Source organism: Agrococcus lahaulensis DSM 17612, assembly GCF_000425105.1.
GTDB lineage: Bacteria > Actinomycetota > Actinomycetes > Actinomycetales > Microbacteriaceae > Agrococcus > Agrococcus lahaulensis.
On the sequence record NZ_AULD01000017.1, the window covers coordinates 17,777 to 39,014 of the forward strand.

Genomic DNA, 21,238 nt, shown 5'->3' on the forward strand with positions numbered 1-21,238 from the left:
CATAGAGTGTGCTCATGCCCCCGGTTGCCTACACGCATGGCCATCACGCGAGCGTCGTCGGCGCGCACGCCGCTCGCACCGTCGAGAACTCGGCCGCCTACCTCGCGCCGCTCCTCGAGCCGGGCATGCGGATCCTCGACGTCGGCTGCGGGCCGGGCTCCATCACGATCGATCTCGCGCGCCGCGTCGGCGAGGCGGGGCTCGTCGTCGGCATCGATGCGAGCGCGGAGGTCGTCGAGCACGCGCGGCGCGCAGCGGCGGAGGCCGGCGTCGGCAACGTGGAGTTCCGGGTGGGGGATGCGTACGCGCCGCCGGGTGCGGACTTCGACATCGTGCACGCCCACCAGGTGCTGCAGCACCTCGGGGAGCCGGTCTCGGCGCTCGCCGCGTGGCGGCGCGCAGGTCGGGTCGTCGCGGCACGGGACGTCGTCTACTCGTCGACCGTGATCCATCCGATCACCCCGGAGCTCGCGCGCTGGCGCGAGCTCGTCGTCGCGCTGCAGGCCGCGAACGGCGGCGACGGCGACGCGGGCGCGAAGCTCAAGGCGTGGGCGCGCGAGGCCGGCTTCTCGAGCGTCGAGACCGACGTCGAGAAGTGGTGCTTCGAGTCGGCGAGCGGCCGCGAGTTCTGGGGCGGGCAGTGGGCGGAGCGAGCGGTGCACTCCGCGTTCGCCGACGGCACCGAGCGCTTCGGGCTCGCGGACGCCGCGGAGCGCGAGCGGATCGCCGACGCCTGGCGCGCCTGGACGGCCGACGACGACGGCTGGATGGCCATGCTGCACGGCTGGATCATCGCCCGCGACTGACCCGCGCCGCGCTTCGCCGCCCCGCAGAGTGGCGGCACGCTCATCCGCCGAGGTGTCTGACTTCCTCTTGCAAAGAGCTCTTTGCAAAGGGTAGTATGGAGGCATGCTCGACGCCGCCGTCGACGGTCCCGGCGGCGAGAGCGAGGCCCCGGCCGTCGATCTCGATTCCCTCAAGGCCCTCGCCCACCCGCTGCGCGTGCGCATCCTGCACGTGCTGACGACGCAGGGCGCGCAGACGTCGTCGTCGCTCGCGGCGACGCTCGGCGAGTCGACCGGCTCGACGAGCTACCACCTCCGCCAGCTCGAGGCGAAGGGGTTCATCGCGGAGGACGCGTCGATCGGTACCGGCCGCGAGCGCTGGTGGCGCCGCTCGATCGCGCCCGTCGAGGTGTGGACGAAGGAGCTCGCCGACGCCCCCGAGGGCCGCGCCGCCACGGCGACGGTGCTCGGCGCGTGGACGCAGCACGACAGCGCGCTGCTCGCCGCCTTCGTCGCGACGGGGGAGGAGCGCTACGAGGAGCCGATCCTCGACGCGTCGCGCCTCTCGAGCCGCTCGGTCTCGCTCCGCGCGAGCGAGCTGCACCGCTTGACGCGCGAGGTCGAGCGGCTGATCGTCCAGCACCTCGCCGCGGCGGCCGCAGACAGCGGTGACGAGGGCGACCCCGTGCACCGCATCCAGATCCAGTTCAACGCCTTCCCGATCGACTGATCGGGAGGCCCACCACCCGAGGAGACACCCATGCCGAAGCGCGAAGACCACCCCGTGACCATGCCGATCGCCGTCATCAACGACTCGTTCGTGATGGCGCAGATCCTGACCCGGCCGATGCGCTGAGTCGACCGAAGACACTCCTGTGCAAGGGAGGAAGGCCCCCGGCAGCTGCCGGGGGCCTTCGTGGGTCAGTCCTCGCGGCTGACGATCACGTCGTCGCCCTCGAGTCGGATGGTCGTGCCGTCGTCGAGCTCGACGACCGGCAGGCCCTCGAGCCACGTGAGCGTCCAGCGCCACAACGCCGTGTCGGCGCCGAGCTCGGCGAGCGTGCGCTCCTCCTCGTCGATCGCCGCGCGCATCGCGACCGGCACCGACTGCGGGGCCTCGCCGCCGACCGCCCAGCGGGTGCCGATCTGCATCACGCCTCCTCGAGCTCGATCTCGGTGACGGCGAGCTCCGCCGCCTCGACGAGCGAGAGGTCACGGATGCGTCCCACGGCCTTGAGGTCGCCGGTCGCGGCCTCGAGGTGCTCGCGCAGCGCCGCCGGGACGCCGATGACCGCGGTCGCGACGGGCGTCTTCTGGCTCGCCTTCGCATCCGTCTTCGCCCGCCGGATGCCGATGAGCGCCTGGCCGACGGCCTGCAGCATGCCGGTCGGGGAGTGGTCGACGCCGAGCTCGTCGGCCTCGGGCCACGGCGCGACGTGGATCGAGCCCTCGTGCGACCACGACCAGACCTCCTCGGTCGCGAACGGCAGGAACGGCGCGAGCAGGCGCAGCTGCACGTCGATCGCGAGCCGCAGCGCGGCGATCGCCGAGCCGCGACCGGGCTCGTCGCCCGAGTAGGCGCGCTCCTTGACGAGCTCGAGGTAGTCGTCGCAGAACGTCCAGAAGAACGCCTCGGTCGACTCGAGCGCCTTCGCGTGGTCGTAGCCCTCGAACGCGCGCGTCGCGCCGCGCACGACGGCGGCGAGCTCGGCGAGCATCTCGCGGTCGAGCCGCTCGGTGATCTCGCCGGGCTGCCCCTCCATTGAGAGCACGAACTTCGCGGCGTTGAGCACCTTCATCGCGAGGCGCCGGCCGATCTTGATCATCTTCGGGTTCTGCGGGTCGAGCGTCGCGTCGACGCCGAGCCGCGACGAGGCGGCCCAGTAGCGCACGCCGTCGGAGCCGTGCTCCTCGAGCATGCCGAGCGGGGTGACGACGTTGCCCTTCGACTTCGACATCTTCTTGCGGTCGGGGTCGAGGATCCAGCCCGAGAGCGCGGCGTGCTGCCACGGGGCGCGGCCGTCCTCGAACATCGAGCGCAGCAGCGTCGAGAAGAGCCACGTGCGGATGATGTCCTGGCCCTGGGGCCGCAGGTCGAAGGGCGTGATCTTCGACCACAGCTCGGCGCCGTCGGCCCAGCCGCCCGCGAGCTGCGGGGTGAGCGACGAGGTCGCCCACGTGTCCATGATGTCGACCTCGCCGACGAAGCCGCCCGGCTTGCCGCGCTGCGACTCGTCGAAGCCGTCGGGCACGTCGCTCGTCGGGTCGAGCGGCAGCTGGTCGGGCCGCGGCAGCAGCACGCGGTCGAAGTCGGTCTCGCCCTCCGCGTCGAGCGCGTACCAGACGGGGATCGGCACGCCGAAGAAGCGCTGGCGCGAGATGAGCCAATCGCCGTTGAGGCCGTGCACCCAGTTCTCGTAGCGCGTGCGCATGTGCTCGGGGTGCCAGGCGATCTCGCGCCCGTGGGCGATGAGCCGCTCGCGGAGCGCCTCGTCGCGGCCGCCGTTCTTGATGTACCACTGGCGGGTGGAGACGATCTCGAGCGGCTTGTCGCCCTTCTCGTAGAACTTCACGGGGTGCTGGATGGGCTTGGGGTCGCCGACCATGCGGCCCGAGGCTTGCAGCTGCTCGACGATCGCCTTGCGGGCGCTGAAGACGGTCTTGCCGGCGAGCTCGGCGTAGGCGGCCTGCGCCTCCTCGCTCGCGAGCGCCTCGGGCGCCTCGGCGGCGAAGCGGCCGTCGAAGCCGATCACCGAGCGGTTCGGCAGGTTCAGCTCGCGCCACCACGTGACGTCGGTGACGTCGCCGAACGTGCAGATCATCGCGACGCCCGTGCCCTTGTCGCGCTGCGCGAGCTCGTGCGCGACGAACGGCACCTCGACGCCGAACACCGGGGTCGACACGGTCGTGCCGAACAGGTGCTGATAGCGCTCGTCGTCCGGATGCGCGACGACGGCCACGCAGGACGGCAGGAGCTCGGGGCGGCTCGTCTCGATCCGCAGGTCGCCGTCCTCGGACGTGAAGAGCAGCGTGTGGTACGCCCCGGGCTGGTCGCGGTCCTCGAGCTCGGCCTGGGCCACGGCGGTGCGGAACGTCACGTCCCACAGGGTCGGCGCATCCGCCTGGTACGCCTCGCCGCGCTCGAAGTTGCGCAAGAAGGCGAGCTGCGACGTGCGGCGCGCGTCGTCGGAGATCGTGCGGTAGGTCTGCGACCAGTCGATCGAGAGGCCGAGCGTGCGCCACAGGTGCTCGAACTTCTCCTCGTCCTCCTCCGTCAGCCGCTCGCACAGCTCGATGAAGTTGCGGCGCGAGACGGGCACCTGGTCGGCGGCCTTCGAGCTCTTGCCCTCGCCGCCCTCGTGCGGCGGCGTGAAGTCGGGGTCGTAGGGGAGGGTCGGGTCGACGCGCACGCCGTAGTAGTTCTGCACGCGGCGCTCGGTCGGGAGGCCGTTGTCGTCCCAGCCCATCGGGTAGAAGACGTGCTTGCCGCGCATGCGCTGGAAGCGGGCGACGAGGTCGGTGTGCGTGTACGAGAACACGTGGCCGACGTGCAGCGAGCCGGAGGCGGTGGGCGGCGGGGTGTCGATCGAGTAGATCGCGTCGCGCTGGAGCCCGGTCGCATCGAAGCGGTAGGTGCCGGCCTCCTCCCAGCGCTGGCCCCACTTCTGCTCGAGTCCCTCGAGGGCGGGGCGGTCCGGCATCCCGGAGGTGGGCATGGCGCTCATGGCGTCTCGCTTTCGATGTGCGCGGCATCGCGTCCGGCCGGGCCCCGGGCCGGGGCGTCGGCATGATGCCTGGTTGTGCTCCGCGCCAGTCTACGCGCGGGCTTCAGACCCGGCGGCGCATCCGCCACTGCAGCACGGCGGTGACGGCGAAGAGCGCGGCGGCGACGAGGAAGAGCACGCGCGGGAGCGTCTCCGCCTGCAGCACGCCCGCGAGCGCGAGGAGCACGGCGGCGCCGACGTAGAGCCAGAGGGGAGCGGGCTTGCGGGGAGCGGGCTTGCGGGGAGCGGCCATGCCTCCACGCTAGCCGGACGCTCCTCAGCGACCCGTGCCAAGGTGACCGGATGGACGTCGTGAAGCGCGCACCGGACGGGGCTGAGCACCGGCTCGCGATGGAGGCCGCCGGCCTCGCGTGGCTCGCGGAGGCGGAGCCGGCCGGCGGCACGCGCATCGCGCGCGCTCGGCTCGAGGGCGGCGCGCTGCGCGTCGCCCGGGTCGCGGAGGCGGCGCCGACGCCGGCGCGCGCCGAGGCGCTCGGCCGCAGCCTCGCGGCGCTCCACACCGTCGGCGCCGCGTGGCACTGCTGCCCGCCGGCTGGCGCCGAGCCGCCGCTCGAGTGGGGGTCGTCGCGCGTGCCGCTCGCCGCCGAGCCGGTCGCCGACTCGTGGGGCGCGGCGTGGGCCGAGACGGCGGTGCGGCCGGTGCTGCGGCGCTGCCGCGACGAGGGGCGACTGGATGCGTCGCAGGCGCGAGCGGTGGAGGCGGCGGTCGACCGCATGGCCGCGGGCGACTTCGACGCCCCGCAGCCCGCGGGTGTCGGGCCGGTCGCGCGCATCCACGGCGACCTCTGGACGGGGAACGTGCTGTGGTCGGATCTCGACACGGGCGCCGTGCTCATCGACCCGCACGCCCAGGGCGGGCACGCCGAGACGGACCTCGCGATGCTCGCGCTGTTCCGTCTGCCGCTGCTCGAGCGCGTGCTCGCCGCCTACGACGAGGCGTCGCCGCTCGCGGCGGGCTGGCGCGAGCGCATCCCGATGCAGCAGCTGCAGCCGCTGCTCGTGCACACCCTGCTGTTCGGCGGGGGCTACGCGCCGCAGCTCGTCGAGATCGCGCGCTCGCTCGCGTGAGCGCGGCTCACGCCGGCACCTCGAGCACGCGCGCACCGGCCACCTCGGCCGCGATGCCGAGCTGCGCGAGCAGGGCATCCGCCTCGGCACGCCGGGCGTCCTCGACGACGATCGCGAGCCGGGCGCCCGTCGCCTCGTAGCCGAGCGTCGGCTCGAGGCCGGCCGAGCGGAGCGCGTGCTCGAGCCGCGGCGCGTCAGCGTGCGGCAGGAGCGCGACGAGCTCGGTCGCCGCGACCCGCGCGAGCCGGCCGGCCGCGTCGAGCGCGTCGGCAGCGATGCCGCCGTAGGCGCGCACGAGCCCGCCGGTGCCGAGCTTCACGCCGCCGAACCAGCGCACCACGAGCACCGCGACGTCGGTGAGGCCGCGACCGGCGATCGCCGAGAGGATCGGGGAGCCCGCCGTGCCGGCCGGCTCGCCGTCGTCGTTCGAGCGGCTCGACTCGCCGTGCGGGCCGACGATCGCGGCGCTGCACACGTGCCGCGCGTCGGGATGCGCGCGCCGGGTGTCGCGCACGAGCGAGGCGAGCTCGTCGAGGCTCGCGATGCGATGGGCCGTCGCGAGGAAGCGCGAGCGCGAGATCTCGATCTCGGCGCTCGCGCCCCTCGCGATCGTCGGCTGCAGCACCCCACCATCCTCCCGCTCGCCCCGCGCGCCCCGTGCACAACGCAAGCCGGGCGCGCGATCCGAGCGGCGGATCCGAGCAGGCTGCTCGATCGGCCGCTGCTTCCGCTCGACGGGCTTGCGTTGTGCGCCGGGTCGCGATGGGGCGTCGCTCGTCAGGCCGGCGCGGGGGTCTCCTCGGGGATGGCCGCCTGCGCGGCGTCCGCGTCCTCGTCGCCGAGGCGACGCATCCGGCCCGCCATGATGGCGCCGACGAGCGTGAGCGCCGACAGCAGCGCGAGCACGACGCCCGGATGCCACCACGCGCCGCCGGTGAGCACGCCGAGCTCGGTCGTGAGGTAGGGGATGAAGCCCGAGAGCACGGCGGCGAGCGCGTAGGCGACCGAGAGCGCCGAGTAGGCGTGGCGGCCGCGGAAGAGCTCCTGCATCGTGCCGCCGAGCGCCGCCCACGACGCGGTCGGCAGGATGCCGCCGACGATCATGAGGGCGACGAGCACGCCGAAGGTCGCGCTGCCGAGCACCCAGTAGATGGGGAAGGCGATGAGCAGCGTGCCCGCCGCGCCGAGCGCGACGACGCGCGCCGAGCCGATGCGGGTCGCGAGAGCGCCGAAGCCCGGCACGGTGACGAACTGCAGCAGGCCGCCGATCGTCGCGGCGGCGAGCAGCTGCATCTCGTCGAAGCCGAGCGCCGTGACGCCGTAGCCCATCGTGTAGGTGTTCATGAGCGAGTAGGAGCCGATGCCGAGCAGCGCCACGAGGATCGCGACGCCGAACGCGCCCGGCTGCGTGCGGATCGCCGCCCACACGGGGTTGCGCTCGCGCTGGCCCTTCGCGGCGAGCTCCTTGAAGACCGGCGTCTCGTCGATCGACCAGCGGAGGTAGAGCGAGACGGCGATGAGCGGGATCGCGATGAGGAACGGGACGCGCCAGCCCCACGCCGCCATCGCCTCGGGCCCGAGCCCGAAGAACATCACGAGCATGAGGCCGCCCGCGGCGACCGAGCCGATGGGGGAGCCGAGCTGCGGCAGCGAGGCGAAGAACGGCCGCCGGCGCGCGTCGGCGTGCTCGGTCGCGAGCAGCACGGCGCCGCCCCACTCGCCGCCGATCGAGAGGCCCTGCGCGATGCGCAGCACCACGAGCGCGATCGCGCCGAGCAGCGCCCAGCCCTCGCCGGTCGGCAGCAGCCCGACGAGCCCGGTCGCGATGCCCATGAGGGCGATCGTGATGAGCAGCGTCGAGCGACGGCCGATGCGGTCGCCGAGGTGGCCGAAGAGGATCGCGCCGAGCGGGCGCACGACGAAGGCGATGCCGATCGTCGCGAACGACGCGGCGAGCGCACCGGCCTCGCCGAGCGCCGAGAAGAAGAAGGGGCCGGCGAAGAACGCGGCGAAGTAGGAGTAGGTGTAGAAGTCGTACGATTCGAGCGCGGTGCCGACCGTCGCCGCGGTGGCGACGCGAGCGGAGCTGCTCGAGCGTGCGGGAGCGGCGCCCGAGGGCGCGGTGGTGGTGGTCACGGGATCTCCTCGCGGGGCGCGCGGTGGGCGCGGATTGTCATACCGGGTGCAACAATAGCGCCGGAAGGAGATTCCCATGGCGGCGGGTCGCACGCAGCGACGGGGCAAGGGGCGCGGGCCCGGTCGGCCCCGAGCCTCGAGCTCGGCGACGATCCACGAGGCGGCGCTCGAGCTCTTCCTCGAGCGCGGCTACGGCGCCGTGAGCGTCGACGACATCGCCCGCCGCGCGGGCGTCTCGCGCGGCACCGTCTTCTCCTACTGCGAATCCAAGGCGGATGCGCTGTGGGTCGCCCTCGACGCGGCCATCGCGAGGGCCGGCGAGGCGCTCGAGGCGCCGCAATTGGACGGCGCCGGTCGCGCGCGGGGTGCGATCGACGCGCTCGTGGAGGCGATCGTCGGCGCGGTCGAGCCGTGGGGCAGCACACCGCCCGTCGTGCTCCGGGACGCGCGCGCGATGGAGGCTGAGGCGGCGCTCCGCGACGGCGCTCCCGCGCGGCTGCAGCCCCTCGTCGAGCGCGCGGCGCTCGCCCTGGCGCTCGAGCGCGACGCGCTGCCCGAGTCGCCCGCCGCGGCGGTCGCGCCCGTCGCGATCGTCGCCGCTGCCTGCGCGGCGCTCGCGGCGTGGGCGCTCGAGCCGGGCCGGCCCCCGGCGTCCGTCGCGGCGCGCGCCGCGATCGAGCCGCTCGCGGCGGCATCACGAATCCACAACGATCCGCGAGCCTGACCGCGCCTCTCCCTGCCTTCCCAGGCTCCCCGCTGATGATGGGGGACATGCGGCGCGGGCACCGGATCACCACGGTCGCCGCCGCCGTGCTCATGAGCGCGGCGCTCGTCGGCTGCGGCGCGCCGGCGACGCCGAGCCCCACCGACGCCGGCCCGGAGGTCGATGCCCCGGGCGTCGCGCCGCCCGACGCGCTCCCCGCCGTCAGCGGCTACGCCGGCGAGGCGCCCGGCGTGCGGCCGCGGCCGCAGGAGCCGCGGCCGGATCCCGTCGAGCCCGACCGTGAGACCGAAGCATCGCCGTCGCCGTCGCCGTCGCCGTCGCCCGATCCCGCCCGAGCGACGCCCGCCCCGTCGGCCGTGCCCAGCGCATCCGCAGCCCCGAGCCCGTCGCCGACGCCGCCGGCGGCGCCGCGCGCGCTCGTCGACCTGGTCGTGAGCGTCGGCTCGCTGCCCGCGCCGACGTGGACCGACGGCGAGTGGGTCGAGCTCGCGCCGCCCGGCACCGTGCCGGTCGGCGAGGCGATCGCGCACGTCGCGGTCGCGCGCACGGCGAGCGGGGAGTGCGCCGCGGCCGCGGGCGCCGTCGACGGTGCGGCGAGCGAGGCCGCGATGGTCGCGCTCTCGACGGGCGTGGAGCGCGGCGGCTCGTTCAACGTCACGGTGCTGCGCTACCCGGGCGAGGCGGCCGCCGCGGATGCCGTCGTGGCGCTCCAGGCGCTCGCGGCGGCGTGCGAGGGCACGGAAACCGAGTCGGGCACCTTCGCCGCCGCGTCGTCGCCGCACGGCGCCGCCGTGGCCCTCGATGCCGACGACGTGGCGCTCGTCGTCGACGCGGCGGCCGCCGGCCGGCACGTCGTCGCGGTGCTGCACGAGCGCGCGCCTGACGACGCCGTCGCGTCGCTCATCGCCGCGCAGGCCGAGCGGCTGCGCTAGGCGTCGAGCAGCCGCCGCACCGTCGCGTCGAGCGGCGAGCGCGGCAGCTCGGTGCCGTCGACGCTCGTCACGGCAGCGACGAGCCGGCCCGACGAGAGCAGCCACGCGCCGTCGCTCGCGAGCAGGTCGGCGGGCTCGAGCCGCTCGAACGCGACCTCGAGCCCGGCGCCCGGCGCCTCGCGCATGAGCCGATCGAGCGTGAGCGACGCGAGGATGCCGTCCTGCGGCGGGGTGAGGAGCCGCCCGCCGCGATCGACGACGAGCGTCGACGTCGGGCCCTCGAGCAGCTGCCCCGCGGGGGAGACGAAGACGACGTCGTCGAAGCCGCGCTGCGCCGCGTGCCGCTTCGCCGCCATGTTGATCGAGTACGAGAGGCTCTTCGCGCCCGGCAGCAGCCACGGCATCGACGCGACCTCATCGCCGTCGTGCCCGCGGCCGAGGAGCGTGATCGACACGCCCTCGGCGCGCTCGCGCAGCACGCCGGCCGAGGTGGGCGCCATGAGCGCGAACGCGGTCGGACCCCCGCCCGACTCCGGGCCGCGCGTGAGCACGAGCCGGATGACCGCCTCGGGCTGCGCGTCGAAGTCCCAGGCGGCGACGAGCGCGTCCATCGCCCGGCCGAAGCCCGCGCGGTCGGGCTCGGGCAGCTGCAGGATCGCGGCCGAGCGCGCGAGCCGGTCGAGGTGCGCGTCGCGGTCGCGCACGAAGCCCTCACCATCCGGGCCACGGCGCGCGAGCGCGGCGTCGAAGACCCCGTCGCCGCGCACGACGCCGAGGTCGTCGGCCCGGATGAGCGGATGCGTGACGTCGGCGAGCGAGCCGTCGAGCAGGGCGAGCAGGGGCGCGGTCATGCGCTCAGCGTAGGCGCGCGACCGCCCTGCCGCTCACGGCGTGCCGGCGCAGAACTCCTGCAGCGCCACGACCCGGTCGCCGAGCTCGGCGAGCGCCGTGCCGGCGCGCTCGATGCCCGCGGCGTCGCCCGAGGCGAGCGACTCCTGCGCGTCGGCGACGAGCGCATCCCAACCGGCCTGGATCTCGCCGATGCGCTCGAGCAGCGCAGGATCGGTGACGCTCGTCTCGAGATCGCCGACCCTGGTCGAGATGCTCCCGACGAGCGCGAGCGCGCCGAACGGATCGGTCGCGAGCAGCTCGCCGACGCGGCCGACGTCGGTCGCGATCGCCGTCACCTCGGCGAGCACCTGCGCGCACTGCTGCGCCTGATCGCCGGGCGCGGGCGAGGCGGTCGCGGGCGTCGTCCGCACCGGGGTCTGCTCCGGCGTCGGCACGAGGCCGCAGCCGGTCACGAGCAGCGCGACCGCGGCTGCGAGGCCTGCGGCGCCGTGGCGGATGCGGGGGCCGGTCATGCGGGGAGGGTACCGAGCGAGGCTATGGCCGAGCCCGGCGCGCATGGGGGATAGCCCCCGTGAGGCTTCCGGGGAACCGCCGCGCGGCCGCCTCCTCGCGCGCCTAGCGTGGAGCCATGCAACGCCTCGGCCCCCTCCTCGCGACGATCGCGCACCTCGTGGTGCTCGGCTCGATCGGCCTCCCCATCCTCGCGCTCATCCTCACCTTCGTCGCGCTCGGCGCCGGGCTCCTGATCGTCCTCGTCGGCGTGCTCTTCCTCGCGCTCGCGCTGCTCGCGATGTTCGCCGTCGCGTGGTTCGAGCGCGAGCGCATCGCCGCCCTCCACGGCGCCCCGGTGCCGCCGGCGGTGCTGCGCGGCTCGCACCGCACCGACTGGCTGCGCGTCCCGCACCGGCTGCTCCGCATCGCGAGCGACGGCGCCCACTGGCGCGCCATCCTCAGCTTCGCGCTCGCGAGCCTCTTCGGCGCCTTCGTGCTGAGCCTGCTGCCGCTCGTCGGCCTCGGCATCCCGCTCGCGTTCGCGCCGCTCGGCGATGCCGAGCGCGTGCGCATCCCGCTCACGTCGATCGCCGTGCCGGTCGAGTGGGCACCGCTGCTCGGCATCCTCGCGCTCGCCGCGGGCGTCGCCGGCACCGTCGGCCTCGCGATCGCCCACCGCGGCGTCGCCCTCGGGCTGCTCGTGCCCGACGAGCGCGCCCAGCTCGAGGCGAGGGCGCTCCACGAGCGCGAGCGCCGGCAGGGCGTCGTGCAGGCCGCCGACTACGACCGCACCCGCATCGAGCGCGACCTCCACGACGGCGTGCAGCCGCGGCTCGTCTCGATCGCGATGCAGCTCGGCATGGCGCGCGACCGCATCGAGACCGATCCCGAGGGCGCGAAGCGGCTCATCGACGAGGCGCACGCGTCGTCGAAGAACGCCGTGACCGAGCTCCGCCAGGTCGCCCGCGGCATCCACGTCGCCGTGCTCGACGACCGCGGCCTCGACGCCGCCGTCTCGGCGCTCGCCGCCCGCAGCGTCGTGCCCGTCGAGATCGACGCGCGGCTCGAGCGGCGCTGCTCGCGCGAGAGCGAGACCGCCGTCTACTTCGCGATCGCCGAGACCATCACGAACGCCCAGAAGCACGCCCGCGCGAGCCGCATCCGGATCGCGATCCGCACGAGAGAGCACGCGCTGTGGGCGCGCATCGAGGATGACGGCATCGGCGGTGCCGAGCGCCTGCCGGGCGGCGGCATCGACGGCCTCGCCAACCGCGTCGCCGGCGTCGGCGGCACCCTCAGCCTCTCCAGCCCCGTCGGGGGCCCGACCGCGATCGAGGTGGACGTCCCGTGCGCATCCTGATCTGCGAGGACTCCGTCCTCCTGCGCGAGGGCATCGCGCGCCTGCTGACGGATGCCGGCCACGAGGTGGTCGCGCAGCTGCCCGACGCGACCGCGCTCGAGGCCGCGATCCGCCCATCCGACCCCGACCTCGCGATCCTCGACGTGCGGATGCCGCCGACCCGCACGAACGAGGGCATCCTCGCCGCGATCGGCATCCGCAACCGCGGCGACCGTCCGCGCGTGCTCGTGCTCTCGCAGTACGTCGAGGAGCGCTACGCCGCCGACCTCATCGCGAGCGGCCCGGCCGGCTTCGGCTACCTGCTGAAGGACCGGGTCGCCGACGTCCGCGACTTCCTCGCCGCGATCGAGCAGGTCGCGAGCGGCGGCACGGTGCTCGATCCCGAGGTCGTCACGCAGCTGCTCGCGCGCCGTCGCCGCGACGCGCGCATGGAGCGGCTCACGCCGCGCGAGCGCCAGGTGCTCGCGCTCATGGCCGAGGGCGCCGCCAACCAGGCGATCGCCGATCGCCTCTACATCTCCGCGGGCAGTGTCGAGAAGCACATCTCCGCGGTCTTCCAGAAGCTCGAGCTCGACCCCGAGGACGGCAACCGCCGCGTGCTCGCGGTGCTCGCCCACCTCGACGCGCCCGGCTCCGACCAAGGCCGCTCGCACGACGCCCCAGGAGGCATCCGATGACCATCCCCACCACCAACCGCGCGGGCCGCGCGATCAGCATCGTGCTCGTCGTGCTCGGCGCCATCGCCGCGGTCTTCACGATCGGCGGCGGCGTCGTGAGCGGCATCGCCACCCACCGCGCGACCGATGGCACCTGGAGCGCGGACGCCGAAGGGGTCGCCGAGCTGCGGCTCTCGACCTCCGCGGCCGACTTCGACGTCGTCTTCGCCGACGTCGACGAGGCGACGCTCGACGCGAGCTCGACGGGTGGCCCCGTGCAGCGGTGGACGCTCGAGCGCCAGGGCGACGCGCTCGTCGTCGGCACCGGCTGGCAGTGGGGCCCGTGGGGCGGGGGCTGGAGCGGCGGTTGGGGCTTCGGCTTCGGCGACCGGGGCTTCGGCGAGGAGCAGGTGACGCTCACGCTGCCGGCCGAGCTCGAGGACGCCGGGCTCCACATCGTCGCCGACGTCTCCGCCGGCAGCCTCGACGCCGCGGCCGACTGGGGCCGGGCCGAGCTCGACCTGAGCGCCGGCAGCGCCCAGCTCGGCGGCACCGCCGACGCGCTCGACCTGCAGGTCTCGGCGGGTGAGGCGCGGCTCGCGATCGACTCCCCGCGCACGGTGCAGCTCGACGTGAGCGCGGGCCGCGTCGTCGGCGCCGTGACGGGCGAGCAGCCCGCGGCGATCACCGCGACCGTCAGCGCGGGAGCGATCGAGCTCGGGATCCCCGACGGCCAGTACGCGGTGACGCAGGACGTCTCCGCCGGGAGCGCCGCGATCGACGTCGACGCCGACCGCCAGGCGGCCGCGACGATCGACGTCGAGGTGAGCGCGGGCAGCGTGACGCTGCGGGGCGAGTCGCGGTAGGATCACAGGCACACGCATCGATCCGGCCATCACCGGGGAGCGGTCGGCAGAACGGCGACGAGGCACCGTCAGGTGCAGCGGCGCTCAGTAGATCCGAACGGGGCAGGCCCGTCACAGCCGGAGAGCCTGGGAAGCCAGGCGCAGAGCGGCGACTCGTGCCGGGAGGTACGGGGAGCAAGCGGGGTGGTACCGCGCGAGAGCGTCCCCGCATCCGAGAACCGAGGATGCAGGAGACCAGCGTGACCGACCAGCACCGCTACCCGCTCGCGAGCGGCGCGACCGACGCCGCCGGCGTCGTGGCGAGCCCCGACCTCCCCGCCCTCGAGCGCGGCATCCTCGCCTTCTGGAAGGGCGACGACACCTTCAAGGCGTCGGTCGAGCAGCGCGAGGGCTGCCCCGAGTGGGTCTTCTACGACGGCCCGCCGTTCGCGAACGGCCTGCCGCACTACGGCCACCTCCTGACCGGCTACGCCAAGGATGTCTTCCCGCGCTTCCAGACCATGCGCGGCAAGCAGGTGCCGCGCGTGTTCGGCTGGGACACGCACGGACTGCCCGCCGAGCTCGAGGCGATGAAGCAGCTCGGCATCACCGAGAAGGCCGAGATCGAGGCGATGGGCGTCGACGTCTTCAACGCCCGCGCTCGCGAGTCGGTGCTGCAGTACGTCGACGAGTGGGAGGACTACGTCACCCGCCAGGCGCGCTGGGTCGACTTCGAGGGCGGCTACAAGACCCTCGACCTCTCCTACATGGAGAGCGTCATCTGGGCGTTCAAGGAGCTCTACGACAAGGGCCTCGCCTACGAGGGCTACCGCGTGCTGCCCTACTGCTGGCGCGACGAGACGCCGCTGTCGAACCACGAGCTGCGCATGGACGACGACGTCTACCAGGACCGGCAGGACACGACGCTCACCGTCACGTTCCCGTTCCGGGGCGAGGCGGCGGATGCGTCGGGCCTGACGGGCGTCAAGGCCCTCGCGTGGACGACGACCCCGTGGACGCTGCCGACGAACATGGCGCTCGCGGTCGGCCCCGACATCGAGTACGTCGTCGTGCCCGCGGGGCCGAGCGGCACGACGGCCGGCGAGGGCTCCTTCCTGCTCGCCGCCGCGACCGTGCCCGCCTACGCGAAGGACCTCGGCTACGGCGACGCGGAGGCGGCGCTCGCGGCCGTCACGCGCACGCTGCGCGGCGAGGATCTCGCGGGACTCGAGTACGAGCCGCTCTTCGACTTCTTCACCGACGCATCCGTCTGGGGCACCGAGCGCGCCTTCCGCGTGCTCGCCGACGACTACGTCGCCACGGGCGAGGGCACGGGCATCGTGCACCAGGCGCCCGCCTACGGCGAGGACGACCAGCGCGTCTCGACCGCCGCGGGCATCCCGACGATCCTCTCGGTCGACGACGGCGGCCGCTTCCTCGAGAGCGTGCCGCCCGTCGCGGGCCAGCAGGTCTTCGACGCCAACAAGACGCTCTCGAAGCTGCTGAAGGACGACGGCCGCGTGCTGCGCCAGGCCTCCTACGTGCACTCGTACCCGCACTGCTGGCGGTGCCGGAACCCCCTCATCTACAAGGCCGTCTCGAGCTGGTTCGTGCGCGTCACCGAGATCAAGGACGACCTGCTCGCCGCGAACGAGCAGATCACCTGGGTGCCCGAGAACGTCAAGCACGGCCAGTTCGGCAAGTGGCTCGAGGGCGCGCGCGACTGGTCGATCAGCCGCAACCGCTACTGGGGCAGCCCGATCCCGGTGTGGAAGAGCGACGACCCGAACCACCCGCGCGTCGACGTCTACGGCTCGCTCGACGAGCTCGAGCGCGACTTCGGCGTGCGCCCGACCGACCTGCACCGCCCGGCGATCGACGAGCTCACCCGCCCGAACCCCGACGACCCGACGGGGAAGAGCACCATGCGGCGCATCCCCGACGTGCTCGACGTGTGGTTCGACTCGGGCTCGATGCCGTTCGCGCAGTTCCACTACCCGTTCGAGAACGAGCAGTGGTTCGCCGAGCACAGCCCCGCCGACTACATCGTCGAGTACATCGGGCAGACGCGCGGCTGGTTCTACGTCATGCACGTGCTCTCGGTCGCGCTCTTCGGGCGGCCGGCGTTCGAGAACGTCATCAGCCACGGCATCATCCTCGGCGACGACGGCTTCAAGGCCTCGAAGTCGCGGCGCAACTACCCCGACGTCAACGAGTCGTTCGACGCCTACGGCTCGGATGCGGTGCGCTGGAACCTGCTGCAGGGCTCGATCCTGCGGGGCGGCAACTTCGTCGTCTCGGAGGAGGGCATCCGCGAGGCGCTGCGGCAGTTCCACCTGCCGCTGTGGTCGACGTGGTACTTCTTCGCGACCTACGCCAACCGCGCCGTCGACGGCGAGCCCTACCTCGCGAAGCGCTCGACCGCGTCGACCGACGTGCTCGACCGCTACATCCTCGCGAAGCTGCGGAAGACGGTCGAGACGACGACGGATGCGCTCGAGCGGCTCGACGCGACGGGCGCGACCTGGGCGGTGCGCGAGTTCCTCGACGTGCTCACCAACTGGTACGTGCGGCGCTCGCGCGACCGGTTCTGGCTCGGTGTCGCCGCGGACGGCTCGGGGTCCGAGGCGTTCGACACCCTCTGGACCGTGCTCGAGACGCTCTCGCGCATCGCCGCGCCGCTCTCGCCGCTCGTCACCGAGGAGGTCTGGAAGGGCCTCACCGGCGGCCGCTCGGTGCACCTCACCGATTGGCCGGACGCTGCCGACCTGCCGGCCGACGACGAGCTCGTGCGGCAGATGGACGCCGTGCGCGCCATCGCGAGCGTCGGCAACGCCCTGCGGAAGCAGGCGAAGAAGCGCGTGCGGCTGCCGCTGCCGACCCTCACGGTCGTCGGCTCGGTCGACGTCGCGCCCTTCCGCGCGGTGCTGCAGGACGAGCTGAACGTGCGCGAGGTCGTGCTCGAGGAAGCCGACGAGGGCTCGCTCGAGCGCTACGGCATCTCGCGCCGGCTGCAGGTCAACGCGCGCGCCGCGGGCCCGCGGCTCGGCAAGGACGTGCAGCGCGCCATCCAGGCGGCGCGCGCGGGCGACTGGGTCGCGGAGGGCGGCGTCGTGACCGCGGGCGGCATCGCGCTGCGGGAGGGCGAGTTCGAGCTCGCGCTCGAGGTCGCCGACGAGTCGGCCGCGGTCGGCTTCCTGCCCGGCGGTGGCTTCGTCGTGCTCGACACCGCCACGACGCCCGAGCTCGAGGCCGAGGGCCTCGCGCGCGACGTCGTGCGCGCCGTCCAGCAGGCCCGCAAGGAGGCCGGGCTCGACGTCTCCGACCGCATCCGCCTCGAGCTCGGCTCCGACGAGCACGGCGTGCGGGCGCTCGAGGCGAACCGCGAGCTCGTGATGGCCGAGACGCTCGCGCTCGAGCTCGCGCTCGACCGCGTCGACGACACGATGGGCGAGCTCGCCGACGGCCGCACCGCGCACCGCGTGGGCGACGGCTCGCCGCTCGCGATCGCGCTCGAGCGGGTCGAGGCCGGCCGCGTGGAGGTGGGCGCGTGAGCGAGCACGACGACGTCGACGACCGCATCCTCGAATCGCTCGAGCATGCCGAGGCGGCCCGCGCCGCCTACGAGGCGCTGCTCGAGCGGGCGGGGGAGCAGGCGGTCGAGCCGCGCATCGAGGCGACCCGGCGAGCGGTCGAGCTGCTCGGCGACCCGCAGCGCTCCTACCGCGTCATCCACATCACCGGCACGAACGGCAAGGGCTCGACGGCCCGCATCGCCGACGCGCTGCTGCGCGCGCACGGCCTCCGTACGGGCGTGCTGACGAGCCCGCACCTCGAGCGCGTCAACGAGCGCATCCTCATCGACGGCGAGCCGGTCTCGGACGAGGCGTTCGCGCGCGGCTACGACGACATCGCGCCCGTGCTCGAGCTCGTCGACCGCGAGCTCGAGACCGCGGGGCAGCGCCGGCTGACGTTCTTCGAGGCGTTCACGGTGCTCGCGCTCTCGGTGCTCGCGGATGCGCCGGTCGACGTCGCGGTGCTCGAGGTCGGCATGGGCGGCACGTGGGACTCGACGAACGTCGCCGACGGCGACGTCGCGGTCGTCACCCCGATCGCGCTCGACCACACGAACCGGCTCGGCTCGACCGTCGAGGCGATCGCGCGCGAGAAGGCCGGCATCATCAAGCCCGACGCGATCGTCGTCTCGGCGCAGCAGCAGCCCGAGGCCCTCGCGGTGCTCGAGGCGCGCGCGGCGGAGGTCGGCGCGCGGCTGCTCGTCGAGGGGCGCGACTTCGCGCTCGCCGGGCAGGCGGTCGCCGTCGGCGGCCAGCTCATCACCGTGCGCGGCCTCGCGGCCGAGTACATCGACCAGCTCGTGCCGCTCATGGGCGCCCACCAGGGCGCGAACGCGACGCTCGCGCTCGTCGCCGTCGAGGCGTTCCTCGGCGGCGGATCGCAGGCGATGACGGCCGAGGTGCTCGCCGACGGCTTCGCCGCCGCGAGCTCGCCCGGCCGCCTCGACGCCGTCGGCGCGCATCCGCTCGTCATCCTCGACGCCGCGCACAACCCGCACGGCGCGGCCGCGCTGCGCGCCGCGCTCGGCGAGTACTTCGGGCTCGAGCGCGTGACGCTCGTGCTCGGCGTGCTCGCGGGCAAGGATGCGACGGGGGTGCTGACTGCGCTCGAGAGCGTGGTCGACGAGGTCGTCATCACGCAGTCGACGTCCGAGCGCGCGCTCGACGCCGACGAGCTCGCCGCGCACGCGGTCGCCGTGCTGGGCGCCGACCGCGTCGTGGTCGAGCCCGACCTCTCGACCGCGGTCGAGGCCGCGCGCGAGGTCGCGACCGACCGCGGCGGCGCGGTCGTCGTGACCGGCTCGATCACGCTGCTGGGCGACGTGCTGGGCCACGCGCGCGAAGCCGGCTGGCTGCTGCGGCCCGACGCGCGCCGGCAGGCCGCGACCGTCGAGGTCACCGACGAGGAGGGACAGGCATGAGCGAGCCGACGGCCCCGGGCGAGGGGACGGCGAAGGACGAGGGGGCGGCGAAGCGCCGGCCACGACCGGCGCGCGGCGCGATGGAGGCGCTGCTGCGCATCGTGCACGGGCTCGAGGTCGCGGGGATCGCGTTCGGCGCCCTCGCCGCGTGGGGCGTGACGCGCGACTGGCCCGCCCCCGTCGCCTTCGGCGCGGTCGGCGTCGCGCTCATCGCGACGATGCCGCTGCTCTCGCGCCCGTGGGGCTGGCTCGTGAGCCTCGCGATGCAGGTCGCGGTCGCGTCGCTCACGGCGTTCGAGCCGGTGTGGGGCGTCGTCGCGGCCGTGCTCATCGGCCTCTGGATCTACTGCTTCGTCAAGGCGCGCGGCATCGAGCGGCAGCGCCGCGCCGCGGGCCTCGACCCGCGCGGGGCGCCCGGCACCTGAGCCCGCGCGCGCCGTCGCGCATCCTTGTGCACACTCTTGCGGCCTGCCGCGCCGCGAGGCCGCAACAGCGTGCACATGGTGGGTGCTGCCCGCGCGGACGCTGATCGAGGTGCACGCTCTTGCGGCTTGCCGAGCCGCGAGGCCGCAGCAGCGTGCACACGGTGGCTGCCGCCCGGCCTGCGGCGCGGCGCCCGGCCGCAGGGCGTCGGTAGGCTGGAGCCCATGCAGAGCACCCTCGTCCTCATCAAGCCCGACGGCGTCAAGCGCCAGCTGACCGGCGCGATCCTCGCGCGCATCGAGGCCAAGGGGTACGTCGTCGCCGACCTGCGGATGGTGCAGCCCGAGCGGGCGCTGCTCGAGGAGCACTACGACGAGCACCGCGGCAAGCCGTTCTTCGAGCCGCTCGTCGAGTTCATGCTCTCGGGCCCGTCGGTCGCGATCCGCCTCGAGGGCGACCGCGTGATCGAGGGCTTCCGCGCGCTCGCCGGCACGACCGACCCGACGACCGCCGCGCCCGGCACGATCCGCGGCGACCTCGGCCGCGACTGGGGCCTGAAGGTGCAGCAGAACCTCGTGCACGGCTCCGACTCCGAGGAGTCGGCCGCGCGCGAGCTCGCGCTCTGGTTCAGCTGAGCCGCGCGGCTCGCGCCGCCTCCTAGAAGGAGAACAGGAACCGGGGGATGCCCGGCAGCACGACCATGATCGTCACCACGACGATCACGGCGAGCGCGAGCGAGAGCACCCAGCCCCACGCCGAGAAGCGGGCCGCGGTGCGCCGCAGGCCCGCGGGCGCCGGGAGCGCGCCGGCGCCGAGCGCCCACGTCCAGAGCGGGAACGCCATCGCGTACATCGCCATCCAGACGAGGAAGCACCAGGGGCACACGAAGCCCAGCACGAAGACCGACTGCTGCGCGAGCCACAGCACGAAGACGAGCCCGCCGAGCACGCCGATCGAGAAGACCGTCCACACCCACCGCGGCATCGCGACGCGCCCGAGCGTCAGCGCCCCCATGATGATCGGAGCCGGGAACGCCATGAGCCCGAGGAAGGGGTTCGGGAAGCCGAACAGCCTGCCCTGGTCGGACTCCATCGCGCCCGAGCACGACAGGAACGGGTTGAGGTCGCACGAGAGCAGCTCCTCCGGATGGAGCAGCAGCTCGATGCGCTCGACCGAGAGCGCGAACGCGCCCGAGAGCCCCGCGAGCCCGGTGACGATGAGCAGCACGCCGAGCCACACGGGCGCGGCGATGTGGGCGGGTCGAGCGTCGGTCATGGTGCCTCCTGCTCAGCATCCTCTCATCCCGGGGGAGCGATGAGCTTCGACGCGGCGACTCTCACAGCATTCACCTTGGGTGCCATCGTCATCGTGCTGCTGCCGGGGGCGAACAGCCTCTTCGTCGCCACGACATCGCTGCGCGCCGGTCGCGGGCCAGGCTTCCGCGCGATGCTCGGCGTCTTCCTCGGCGACGCGATCCTCATGGTGCTCGCGGTGCTCTCGGCGCAGGCGCTCTCGGCGAACCCGGTCGTCTACACCGTGCTCATCTGGGCCGGCGCCCTCTACCTGTGCTGGCTCGCGCTCGGCCTCGTGCGCAGCGCGCTCGAGCGGCTGCGCGCGAAGCTGCGCCGCACCGCCGAGCCCGAGCCGACCGAGAGCCCGATCAGCCCGCCGACCGCGCCCAACCCGATCATCGCCCAGCCGCGCCTGCGGCCCTTCCGCACGGCACTCGTGACGAGCCTGCTGAACCCGAAGGCGATCCTCTTCTTCGCCTCCTTCTTGCTGCAGTTCATCGATCCCGCCTCGCCGACGCCGCTCGTCGACCTGCTCGTGCTCATGCTCATCATCGAGGGCCTCTCGGCGGCCTACCTCACGGTGCTCGTGCTCATCGGCGCGAACATCGGCCGCAGGGTGCAGCCGCACGGCTGGCTCGCGATCATCGGCACGCTCGTCGCGGCGCTCGGCTTCCTCGCGCTCGCGGTGCGGGTCGTGCTGCCGTGAGCGTCGGCAGCGGGCTCGCGGAGCGCGTGCGGTAGACTTCCCGCAGCGTCCGACGGGCGCTCGCACAGGTTTTCCGGGCGGCACCGCCGACCCGGGTCGTCCCCGCGAGGGGGCGGAAGGAAGGATTCGCGCCGGGGCGCGCCCCGTTCGCGACAGAGATGACGACCGGCGGCGCCGGTCGTGGCA

At 74.0% G+C, this 21,238-nt stretch carries 21 protein-coding genes; 13 read left to right on the forward strand and 8 right to left on the reverse strand.

What is annotated here, in order from left to right; all coding sequences use genetic code 11:
• The first annotated feature begins 14 nt into the window (after positions 1 to 14).
• Both H508_RS0108855 and H508_RS15475 read left to right on the forward strand, forming a co-directional pair.
• A complete protein-coding gene (locus H508_RS0108855) occupies positions 15 to 806 on the forward strand; it encodes a methyltransferase domain-containing protein (protein WP_026373800.1) in 792 nt (263 codons plus the stop codon).
• A 103-nt stretch (positions 807 to 909) separates the two neighbouring features.
• Positions 910 to 1,515 carry a helix-turn-helix domain-containing protein gene (locus H508_RS15475; RefSeq protein ID WP_051223097.1) on the forward strand — a complete coding sequence of 202 codons (606 nt, stop codon included), beginning with the start codon at positions 910 to 912 and terminating at the stop codon, positions 1,513 to 1,515.
• Positions 1,516 to 1,706: 191 nt separating this feature from the next.
• On the opposite strand, the gene H508_RS0108870 is transcribed toward H508_RS15475, so the two are convergent.
• From H508_RS0108870 to H508_RS0108880, 3 genes are all read right to left on the reverse strand, one after another.
• The gene (locus tag H508_RS0108870; protein WP_026373801.1) at positions 1,707 to 1,937 is read right to left on the reverse strand and encodes a hypothetical protein; all 231 of its coding nucleotides are present in this window, start codon (positions 1,935 to 1,937) and stop codon (positions 1,707 to 1,709) included.
• Positions 1,937 to 4,510, reverse strand: coding sequence for a valine--tRNA ligase (gene valS, locus H508_RS0108875; RefSeq protein WP_035254625.1), 2,574 nt, complete (start codon positions 4,508 to 4,510; stop codon positions 1,937 to 1,939). Before valS ends, H508_RS0108870 begins: the two co-directional genes overlap by 1 nt.
• 103 nt (positions 4,511 to 4,613) lie before the next feature.
• A complete protein-coding gene (locus tag H508_RS0108880; protein ID WP_026373803.1) occupies positions 4,614 to 4,802 on the reverse strand; it encodes a hypothetical protein in 189 nt (62 codons plus the stop codon).
• A 50-nt stretch (positions 4,803 to 4,852) separates the two neighbouring features.
• On the opposite strand from H508_RS0108880, the gene H508_RS15480 reads away from it, so the two are divergent.
• Positions 4,853 to 5,638, forward strand: a complete 786-nt coding sequence (locus tag H508_RS15480; protein ID WP_035254627.1) for a fructosamine kinase family protein — start codon at positions 4,853 to 4,855, stop codon at positions 5,636 to 5,638.
• Between the two features lie 7 nt (positions 5,639 to 5,645).
• On the opposite strand, the gene H508_RS0108890 is transcribed toward H508_RS15480, so the two are convergent.
• Both H508_RS0108890 and H508_RS15485 read right to left on the reverse strand, forming a co-directional pair.
• A complete protein-coding gene (locus H508_RS0108890; RefSeq protein WP_051223099.1) occupies positions 5,646 to 6,263 on the reverse strand; it encodes an IMPACT family protein in 618 nt (205 codons plus the stop codon).
• 152 nt (positions 6,264 to 6,415) lie between these two features.
• On the reverse strand, positions 6,416 to 7,774 hold the full coding sequence (locus H508_RS15485; protein ID WP_051223101.1) for an MFS transporter: 1,359 nt from the start codon (positions 7,772 to 7,774) through the stop codon (positions 6,416 to 6,418).
• A gap of 76 nt (positions 7,775 to 7,850) precedes the next feature.
• Here H508_RS15485 and H508_RS16810 point away from each other — a divergent pair, with 76 nt between their 5' ends.
• On the forward strand, positions 7,851 to 8,498 hold the full coding sequence (locus H508_RS16810) for a TetR/AcrR family transcriptional regulator (protein ID WP_051223103.1): 648 nt from the start codon (positions 7,851 to 7,853) through the stop codon (positions 8,496 to 8,498).
• Positions 8,499 to 8,545: 47 nt separating this feature from the next.
• On the forward strand, positions 8,546 to 9,430 hold the full coding sequence (locus tag H508_RS0108905) for a hypothetical protein (RefSeq protein ID WP_026373805.1): 885 nt from the start codon (positions 8,546 to 8,548) through the stop codon (positions 9,428 to 9,430).
• On the opposite strand, the gene H508_RS0108910 is transcribed toward H508_RS0108905, so the two are convergent.
• Positions 9,427 to 10,281, reverse strand: coding sequence for an aminotransferase class IV (locus H508_RS0108910; protein WP_026373806.1), 855 nt, complete (start codon positions 10,279 to 10,281; stop codon positions 9,427 to 9,429). The genes H508_RS0108905 and H508_RS0108910 overlap by 4 nt on opposite strands.
• A 33-nt stretch (positions 10,282 to 10,314) precedes the next feature.
• Complete coding sequence (locus H508_RS0108915; protein ID WP_026373807.1) at positions 10,315 to 10,794, reverse strand: hypothetical protein; 480 nt, start codon at positions 10,792 to 10,794, stop codon at positions 10,315 to 10,317.
• 116 nt (positions 10,795 to 10,910) lie between these two features.
• On the opposite strand from H508_RS0108915, the gene H508_RS0108920 reads away from it, so the two are divergent.
• The 7 genes from H508_RS0108920 (at position 10,911) to ndk (ending at position 19,689) form a co-directional block, all read left to right on the forward strand.
• Positions 10,911 to 12,134: a sensor histidine kinase gene (locus H508_RS0108920; RefSeq protein WP_026373808.1), complete on the forward strand. Its 1,224-nt coding sequence runs from the start codon at positions 10,911 to 10,913 to the stop codon at positions 12,132 to 12,134.
• Positions 12,122 to 12,811, forward strand: a complete 690-nt coding sequence (locus H508_RS15495) for a LuxR C-terminal-related transcriptional regulator (protein WP_051223107.1) — start codon at positions 12,122 to 12,124, stop codon at positions 12,809 to 12,811. Before H508_RS0108920 ends, H508_RS15495 begins: the two co-directional genes overlap by 13 nt.
• Positions 12,808 to 13,656 (forward strand): hypothetical protein, encoded by an 849-nt coding sequence (locus H508_RS15500; protein WP_051223109.1) that lies wholly within the window; start codon positions 12,808 to 12,810, stop codon positions 13,654 to 13,656. The genes H508_RS15495 and H508_RS15500 overlap by 4 nt, the downstream gene beginning before the upstream one ends.
• A gap of 224 nt (positions 13,657 to 13,880) precedes the next feature.
• Positions 13,881 to 17,189 (forward strand): isoleucine--tRNA ligase, encoded by a 3,309-nt coding sequence (gene ileS / locus H508_RS15505; protein ID WP_084155252.1) that lies wholly within the window; start codon positions 13,881 to 13,883, stop codon positions 17,187 to 17,189.
• Positions 17,186 to 18,631 carry a bifunctional folylpolyglutamate synthase/dihydrofolate synthase gene (locus H508_RS0108940; RefSeq protein WP_245569492.1) on the forward strand — a complete coding sequence of 482 codons (1,446 nt, stop codon included), beginning with the start codon at positions 17,186 to 17,188 and terminating at the stop codon, positions 18,629 to 18,631. The genes ileS and H508_RS0108940 overlap by 4 nt, the downstream gene beginning before the upstream one ends.
• On the forward strand, positions 18,628 to 19,056 hold the full coding sequence (locus H508_RS0108945) for a DUF4233 domain-containing protein (RefSeq protein WP_026373810.1): 429 nt from the start codon (positions 18,628 to 18,630) through the stop codon (positions 19,054 to 19,056). The genes H508_RS0108940 and H508_RS0108945 overlap by 4 nt, the downstream gene beginning before the upstream one ends.
• Before the next feature lie 222 nt (positions 19,057 to 19,278).
• Positions 19,279 to 19,689, forward strand: a complete 411-nt coding sequence (ndk, locus tag H508_RS0108950; RefSeq protein WP_035254629.1) for a nucleoside-diphosphate kinase — start codon at positions 19,279 to 19,281, stop codon at positions 19,687 to 19,689.
• 22 nt (positions 19,690 to 19,711) lie between these two features.
• Here the strand turns inward: ndk and H508_RS0108955 are convergent, their stop codons facing one another.
• The gene (locus H508_RS0108955) at positions 19,712 to 20,329 is read right to left on the reverse strand and encodes a vitamin K epoxide reductase family protein (protein WP_051223113.1); all 618 of its coding nucleotides are present in this window, start codon (positions 20,327 to 20,329) and stop codon (positions 19,712 to 19,714) included.
• A gap of 75 nt (positions 20,330 to 20,404) precedes the next feature.
• On the opposite strand from H508_RS0108955, the gene leuE reads away from it, so the two are divergent.
• Positions 20,405 to 21,052: a leucine efflux protein LeuE gene (gene leuE, locus H508_RS0108960; protein WP_051223115.1), complete on the forward strand. Its 648-nt coding sequence runs from the start codon at positions 20,405 to 20,407 to the stop codon at positions 21,050 to 21,052.
• The last annotated feature ends 186 nt before the right edge of the window (positions 21,053 to 21,238 follow it).